Annotated in this window: 2 protein-coding genes; both read right to left on the reverse strand. The window is 65.0% G+C overall.

Going from position 1 to position 5519, the window contains the following annotated elements:
* Nucleotides 1-1556 (reverse strand): hypothetical protein (locus GZ998_RS09235; RefSeq protein ID WP_162679831.1); only part of this gene is annotated, 1556 nt, incomplete at its 3' end.
* On the reverse strand, nucleotides 1553-5404 hold the full coding sequence (locus GZ998_RS09240; protein WP_219109672.1) for a glycosyltransferase: 3852 nt from the start codon (nucleotides 5402-5404) through the stop codon (nucleotides 1553-1555). The genes GZ998_RS09235 and GZ998_RS09240, both read right to left, overlap by 4 nt.
* Nucleotides 5405-5519 lie beyond the last annotated feature (115 nt).

The following is a 5519-nucleotide window of genomic DNA, read 5'->3' on the forward strand; positions in this document are numbered from 1 at the left end:
CACCGCGTCAGCAGTGCGGCGATCTCCTCGGCGAGGTCTTCGCGCGACAGCTTGCGGTCGAATTCACGTAGCCTGAATCCCATTCCTCCCGACAGAGGGCCCATGAACTGGATCCCACTGCTGGTAAGCGCCTCACGCAGAGCGTCGAAATGATTCCGGTCGCGCACGGAGAGCGCGACTCCGATGGACTTGGCGCCCATCTCCAAGTCAAAGGCAATGCGCCCGAGCCGACCGGCGTCCCGCTCTAGCACGCCGACGTTTGAACGCCAGAACCAGGATCTTGTCCAGGAGTCCCCGGGGACTCCGCAGCGGGCGCGCACGGCCTCCTGCAGCCACTCGCGGAAGACCCTGTCAGCGTCTACGGGCGTAGCTCGTGACACTTCCTTCAGCGCGCGACGCACCTCGGCCCAGGGGATGGTGTCCGGGAAGACCTCCGCGAGTGCACCGACAACGCCGTAGTCAACCGAGAACTGCCCCCGGTCCTCCACGTTCTGCAGGCGCGTGGGCACCTTCCACCCCATATTGAGACCGCGGAAGTGCGCCAGGTAGAACCGGTCGTCGGGCGGCACGTCGGCGCCGCGGATGAAGTGGCACGTCGGTGAAGTCGCGGAGGACAGGGAGGAGAACCTCGCCGTCCACTTGGGGCGGCACGGATGACCGGTCTTGAGGATCTTGAAGAAGTCCCAGAAACGCGGCGCACGGGACGTGTCCGAGCGGGAGTTCTCGATCCACCTGCCGCCGTAGCCGACCACGCCGTCCTCGGACTCCGCAAGCGCATCGAAGACATCCATGTCGGTGGTCTTGATGACCAGTTCATCGATGTCGGAATTGACCACACCGACTGCGGACTGCAGGAAGCGGTACCTGGCGTCCTGGAAAGCGCCGATCTGCCCGTAGTCGGAGTCCCACGCGACATTCGGGCCGACCCAGGGGCTGCCTTGGGGACCGAATTTGTAGTTCCACTCCACGACTACGGCGGTCTCCAGCCCCTCAAGCGACCTAAGCGCTCCGAGGAGCTCTTCCGGAGTCCTGGTAGTCGAAGCGTTGTCGTAGAGCAGGACCGCGTCAACGCCGTGCTCGTGCTGGTAGTAGCGGATCCAGTCGAGTATCCAGGCGATGGGCTCGTCCTTCTGGTGAGCCATCAGCACTCTACGACCGGCGAACAGCTCGTTCATATCCGGCGTCGGCGTGAGCGCGAGCCTCGTGCCGTCGCTGAGCCGGAACTTCAGCTCGGCGTTCCCCATGCCGGGATCACGTAGCCGTACTGTGGAGACCTGGCTGCGATCGTGCTTGACCGTGCTGAACCGCACCGGGTCTTCAGACGCGCCGAAGCGAACGTCCCCGCCGGTTATGAGCCCCTCCAGATTCAGTAGCGGAGGTCCGACCAGCGTCACCGTGCGGCCGCTAAGAATAGCGTCGTAGAACACCGTCGAGTCATCGTATTTGTCCGCATAGGTGGGGTCGCGCTTCTCGACCGGACGCGGCGGTTCGCGCCTGAGCGAACCAGCTTCCGACAGTGAGGCGCCCACCGGGCGCACCAGCTTGTAGATAGTCATAGCCGTTCCTTCTGTGGAGCATCTTCGAGAATGTCTGCTTCTTGCCCAGCAGGACGATCAATTGCAAGTATCGCGCCCAGCGTCGCGGAGGTCGCATCGGCGCAGTACTTCTCGGCGTCGAATACTCCTGTGGCCACGGACATGTCAGCGCTCGCCACCTGAATGGCGTGTGCGATCTCCTCCGCAGAGGTTCCGCAGGTCAGGCCGTACCCAAGCCTGATCAGTTCCAGGCTGCCGGGCACATCGGAGGCGATCACCGGAACACCCAATGCCATCGCTTCGAGGATTGTCACCGGCTGGCCCTCATGCGTCGAGGGCAGGATGAAGCAGTCAGCGCATGCCAGAACCGGGTACGGGTTGGCCAGCTGCCCCGTGAACAGAACGTGCCGATCGAGGTCACGGCGCTTTGCGTGCACCTTGAGATCGGGTTCGAGCAGCCCGGACCCTACGAGTACCAGGCCGACGTCGACGCCGCGTGAGCGAGCGGTTGCGACGGCGTCGATCAGCGCAGTCTGGTTCTTCTCCCGCGACATTCGCCCGATCGACACGAAGGTCAGTGCATGCGCTCGTTTGAACGCGCCCACGTCCTCCGGCAGCGCCTCCTGGGACAGCCTGTGCAGCTTGTCCATCTCGATGAGGTTGCGCGCGGCTGCCTGCCGGGAACCGGTATCAATCCCGAGCAGCCGCAGGCTCCTTTGATTGTGTGCCGCCAGTCCCGGGCTAACCGCAATGATCGCGGCGGCAGTGTCGTAGAGCCGGAAGACGCGCATCAGGTCCGGGAGCTTCTCCCGGTACTCGTCGTCCATCTGGTTGTGCTGATAGCAGGAGACGCGCGCGCCGCGCCGTCCCCAGGCGGCTATGAGCGACAGCCAGGTGTACGCGTATCCGTCGTACTCGACGGCGGCGTCGGGGACGAAGTCGCCCAGCAGCCGTCGGCTCTCACGGTCCCAGTAGCTCCAGTACTCCCGCCAGAACGCGGGCGTCTCAGCGTCTGGGTGGCGTGAGAACTCGTTCGTGCACCAGCGCTCTGCCACAGTCCAGGGGGCCACCCCCTGCCTGCAGATGACGTGCACGTGCTCCGGCAGCCGCATGTACATCTCCCGGCGGTCGTCGCGGCTGCGCAGCACCTTCGGCTCCACCAGGAGGCTCACCGAGTACTCTGCGGGATCCAGCGAATTCATGAGGGAGAGCAGCGCTGAGGCGATGCCGTTGGGAATCAGCGAGGCATGGAAGAGGATGGTCTTCCGACCGACGGCGCCGTTGTCCACGCGGTAGTCACGAACCACGGAGGGCTCGGGCAGGCTGCGAACGCCGTCGAAGAAGAGCCTGACCATCCGCTCCGAGGCGTTACCGTCCTCAAGCGGGCAGTACCGCCGAAGATCCGCGTCCTCAGGCGCTCCTGCACCCAGTATCGCCTGGTCGATCGCCTCAGACAGGTCGCTGCGGTCGTGGCAGTGCAGCCCCGGAACCGCATCCGGGTCCAGGTACAGCCCCCGGTCCGCCCGGTACTCATCCAGATCGTGCATGTACAGCACAATCGGCTTCCGCTGGGGCATGAAGTCAAAGAAGATCGAGGAGTAGTCCGTCACCAGAATATCGATCGCCGCGAGCAGCTCGTTCGTATCGATGTCCTTGGGAACGATGGTGACCGGGAGCTCAACGCCTTCGAGCAGTTTCTCGGAGAGCCGGTGGGCACGGTAGACAACCACTACGTCATCACGGGCTGCCATGGCCTTGAGGTCATCCACCAGCGCATCGGCGTCCAGCTCGCGCTCGCTCACGCCGCCGCGCCACGTGGGGGCGTACAGCAGCAGCTTGCGCTCGTCGCCCGGCGCCAGACCGAGCCGTGAGCGAAGCGCCTGCCGCCCTCCCGCATCCATCAGGATGGAGGTGTCCAGACGTGGGGAGCCCGCAATGACTGACACTCCCCTATACACGTCCAGTAGATCGTGATCCTCAATCAGTGCCCACTCCGTAAGGGCGTTGGGCGCCATCACGACGGTGCTCTGCTGGAAGTTTCGCTGGAGGTTCTCGTAAGCCAGCAGCTCGCCCTTCATGGAGCGGCCGAGTGTCTTGAACGGGGTACCGTGCCAGGTGTTCAGGTACTCCTGCCCGGGCCTACGCACAAAGTAGGGTGCGAAGGACACGTTGTTCACAATGTGGCCGGCAGTGGCCAGATACTGCATGTACTCCTGCGAGTGCAGACGGACGAACACGACGTTGTCATGGTCAAGCACGTCGGCGGGGATTCCGCTCTCGTCGTTGATCGCCCACACATGGATGAGGTGCTCGTACTCCGGCCGGTCCACCATCCAGCGGAACATGGCCAGGGGGTGACACCCGATGGACGCGCCGTGGTTCGACTCCCACAGCACCAGGTTCGGGCTGACGGGGAGTGTCTCCAGTGCCTCCGCGTAGCGGATGTTGCGCAGTGCCGCAGGAGTCTTGCTGTAGGCGGCTGGGTCCAGCCCGTCCTTTGAGCCGAACTCCTCAACATGCTCGAGGATCTCGCATGCCAGTGCGGGGTCACCAGCCTCCTTCACAGCGACCGCCAGGCGTACCCGGGTAGTGCGATCCCCCTTGAGGACCAGCGGCAGTATGGCGCGAATACGCGCCACCTTGTCGACCTTGCTCAGGTACCGCCCGCGCATGTTGAGCAGGCGTGCTTCAACCAGGTCGATCGGACGGTGCCGGTTCAGCACGTGCGGGGACAGCACGTGGGCGTAGGCATCGTTCAGCTTGGGCTCCTTGGGAACGCCCGTGTACTCCAGATAGGACTTCACCGCGTCGTTGTAACGCCCCATGGCCGCCAGCACGACCCCGCGCCGGTAGTTCCACCAGTGCCCCGAGCGGCCACGCAGAGTGGATAACGCCTGCGAGTAAGCCAGCTCTGCCGCGACGTAGTCGCCCGCTCGCTCACGCGCCAGGCCGAACTTATAGTGCTTGTACCCACTTTCGGGGTCGCTCAGCACAGACAGGGCGTAGTGCTCGCTCGCCTCACGGTAGTCGTGCAGTTTGTCCTTACAGAACGCGATCTCATACTCGACCTGCGTCTCCGTCATGCCCTCGCCCGGGAATGCGCGGACGAGCTCAGCTGCCAGGCGCCAGTCGGAGCGCTGGTACGCGAACTGCGCCGGCCCCTTCTCCTTGGCCTTTCCGCCCGCCATGTCGCAGGCGCGGGCAAAGGTGTCGCCGGCCGCCTTATCACCGGACCGGTACTGGATCATGCCGAGGTCGAACAGCTCGGCCGCCTTGAGCTTCCCTACGTCTGAGATTCGCGCGATCAGCTCACGGGCCCGCTCCTGGTGGCCCATGGCCAGCTCGCCGGCGAGCGTCTTGCGCAGCCAGTCGCAGTCCTCCCCGTGGCTGGGCAGGCCGCTGCGCAGGACCTCGAGCCGCCGCCACAGCGGCGTGTCCTTGGGCAGTGCGGCAAGAAGCTGCTCGGAGACCCGGGGGTCGGGCCCGCCGGCAGCACGGGTTAGGAGGCTGTTCGCGTCCTCCCCAGCGCCCCGCTCGCGCATCAGCCGCGCTAGGCTGAGGAGCGCCTCGATGCTGGTCGGGTCATCCTCAACGATGCTCGCGTAGACGGCCTCTGCCTCCTCAGGCCGCTCGAGCCTCTCAGCGATGAGTCCCATCCGCAGCCGGGAGGCGGGGTCGTGCGCCGCGGCAGGAAGCTCGATGTAGATGCTTCGGGCAAGCTCCAGGTCGCCTTCCGCGTAGGCTTGCGCAGCCGCGTAGCGAGCGAAGCGGCTACCGGTGCGACCCCGGAAGCGGCCACTGGCACGTTCCCCGACACCGCGCGCCCACCGCACTTGCAGCGCCTGCCCCTGTTTCCTCTGCGTTGTCATGGAGCGACTCACCCCCGTCAAAGCCTCTGCATGTCGTTCTTGATCTGGGTGGTCGAGATCTCCGGCGTGCGCGGCAGGTAGACGACCTCGCACAGGCCCGCGAGCTGCTCGTCAA

The organism is Actinomyces sp. 594 (genome assembly GCF_019325145.1).
In the GTDB taxonomy this organism is placed as follows: domain Bacteria; phylum Actinomycetota; class Actinomycetes; order Actinomycetales; family Actinomycetaceae; genus Actinomyces.